The sequence below is a fragment of the Flavobacterium sp. genome (genome assembly GCF_029242675.1).
Lineage (GTDB): Bacteria > Bacteroidota > Bacteroidia > Flavobacteriales > Flavobacteriaceae > Flavobacterium.
Window position 1 is genome coordinate 1 of the sequence record NZ_JAQWTM010000263.1, and the last position, 2,778, is coordinate 2,778.

Annotated in this window: 2 protein-coding genes; both read right to left on the minus strand. The window is 37.4% G+C overall.

The window, feature by feature from the left end:
- A partial coding sequence (locus P8M54_RS09810; RefSeq protein WP_300287645.1) for a KUP/HAK/KT family potassium transporter occupies nt 1-1,004 on the minus strand: 1,004 nt, incomplete at its 3' end.
- A gap of 116 nt (nt 1,005-1,120) precedes the next feature.
- The gene (locus P8M54_RS09815; protein ID WP_300287646.1) at nt 1,121-2,578 is read right to left on the minus strand and encodes a hypothetical protein; all 1,458 of its coding nucleotides are present in this window, start codon (nt 2,576-2,578) and stop codon (nt 1,121-1,123) included.
- Nucleotides 2,579-2,778 lie beyond the last annotated feature (200 nt).

Here is a 2,778-nt window from a genome sequence, read left to right on the forward strand (position 1 = left end):
CCTTGAACTTCTGTTGGGTATTTGATTCGAACTTTTGGCCAAAAATTCAAGCGCATCGCTTCATTTATAAGTGTAAAAGAACCACTAATTAAGGCTTGAGATGCAATTACTGCAGCCATTGTGGCTATTATAATTCCGAAGGGTTGAAACCAATCGGCCATAATAAGGTAGAAAGGATTACCATTTTCTCCACCTAAAGAAACTAAAGTTTCACCTTCATGATGAATTAAAAAGGCAGCTTGACCGAAATAATTTAGTATTAAAGCTGTCTTTACAAAAATCCAGCTGATTCGAATGTTTTTTCTCCCGCAGTGTCCCATGTCTGAATACAAAGCTTCTGCTCCTGTAGTACACAAGAAAACAAATCCTAAAACGAAGAATCCATCGGGATGAATTCGAAGCAATTGGTAAGCGTAATATGGATTAATAGCCTTGAAAACTTCGGGATGTTGTACAATTTGAAGCAGTCCTAATATACCCAACATGCTAAACCATAGTAGCATCATTGGTGCAAAAAACTTCCCAACGAGTTTGGTTCCAAATTGCTGAATTACAAAAAGGATGAATAAAATTCCAATCACGATTGGAATGGTATTGATCTGTGGGTAGTAGGTCCTAATTCCTTCAACTGCTGATGAAACGGAAATTGGTGGGGTTATAATTCCGTCAGCTAATAAGGCACTACCACCAATAATAGCGGGTACAATTAGCCATTTTATTTTTGTTTTTTTTACCAAAGCATAAAGGGCAAAAATCCCCCCTTCACCATGATTGTCTGCGCTTAAGGTAATTATAACGTATTTAATCGTTGTTTGTAAGGTAAGAGTCCAAAAAACAGCTGAAATCCCTCCCAAAACTACTTCTGCATTTATAATGTGTGTGCCAAGTATGGCCTTCATTACATATAATGGCGAGGTTCCAATGTCACCGTAAATAATACCTAAAGAAATCAATAAACCTCCAAGTGTCCACTTAGAATGCAGGTTTTTATGCGATGCGCTCATGTACTTTTTTTAAAAACTTGTCAAATTTACTGATTTAAAATAAAATAGACTTCTTTATTTCTAAAAAGCATAAAAAAACACGGCTATTTAGACCGTGTTTTAATTTGAACCTAAAATTAGGTATTTCTATTTCCGTTTCGCGAGTTGCTATTGCTGCGACCGCCTTGAGGGCTACTCTTTTGAGCCTCTTGTCTTTGCGTTGGAGCAGTCATCCTTGGGCTGCTACTACTACTCTGAGAATTCTCTCTTTGAGGTGTTGCACGCTGTTGTTCATTTTGTCTGCTTGTACTACCTCTGTTTTGAGAGTAGTCTCTTTGTGGCGCTGCAGTTCGTTCTGCTCTTTGAGCATTACTTTGGTCATTGGAACTACCTCTGTTTTGAGAGTAGTCTCTTTGTTGCGCTGCAGTTCGTTCCGCTCTTTGACCATTATTTTGGTTGTTGGAACTACTTCTGTTTTGCGAATAGTCTCTTTGTGGCGCCGCAGTTCGTTCGGCTCTTTGCCCCGTACTTTGGTTGTTGGAACTACTTCTGTTTTGCGAATAGTCTCTTTGGGGAGCTGCAGTTCGCTCCTCTCGTTGACTACTGTTATCTCTAGATGAGCTTGATCTGTTTTCAGAGTAATCTCTTGAATTGGTGGTGCTGTAGGGTGCACTTCTTCTAGTTTGGTTATCATTAGAACTTGAAGAGCGAGAATTACTGTTTCTTTGTTCATTAGAAGAGCGAGAAGTTACGCCTCTGTTTTCTGAATAATCTCTTCCTGTTCTTCGCGAAGCGATATCTCTGCTACTATTGTTATGGCTACTTCTTGAATAGCTTTCACTATACCTGCCACCTCGTCTTTGATCTAATTCGTAACGATTCGCAACTTGTGAATTTCTTCTAGAAAACGAGTAATTAGGATGCTGTCTTTCATAACCGTTAGATCTTCCGCTGTTGTAAACTATTACGGCACGAGAGCTTCTTCTCACATTTACATAGTTGTATGAATTGTAAAAATTTAGGTTGATGTTAATGTTACTTCTATATCTAAATACAGGGTAGGGATTCCAGGCCGTGTAATAAGTAGGGTAATAATTCCAATACCAATTTGAAACATAAGGGCGGTAATTAGTAGACCAAAATGAAGCATAAATTATAGGAGTACTGTAATATACTGGTTCATAAATGTAGTTTGCACCGTACATGAATTCATTTCCAACAATTTGAACTTGCACATTGTTTGATCGGTTTCTTTCAATATCAATAGTGGCAACATCTTGGTATACATCTCGAGCTAAGACAGATTGGATGATGACAACATGTGTATTTCCCTCCACGGTTTCGATTACCCGTAAATAATCGACTTCGTTATCATCATTCAAATCTAAGTTTGAAATTTGATATTCAGGGTCATTCAATCGTCGTTCAAAATCAGCTAGATCTTTCGAGTCTCCGAAAATATCGGCAACAGCTCTCAAATCTAAATTGTCGCTGATGTCGTTTGTCATCGCGTTTACTCTTGTCCCACTTTGGGCTTGCATTTGCAAACCAAAAAAGGCGGTCAATAGACTTAGTATTAATAATTTATTTTTCATATCAGGTGTTGTTTATTTGTTCTGATTTATAATATCCAATTACTGTGCCAATAAAATATAAGAAGTATTGTAGGTCTAATTTATAATTGTAAATTGCCTTTATATCTAAACTGATAAATATGAATAATAGTATGCGACTACTGATAGTTTTTTTATGGCTTAATTCTTTTCAAAGCCCGGTTTTTAGCCAAAAATCGGCT

Coding starts and splice junctions, on each gene's coding strand:
- P8M54_RS09815 (WP_300287646.1), bottom strand. CDS start 2,578: ATGAAAAATAAATTATTAATACTAAGTCTATTGACCGCCTTTTTTGGT.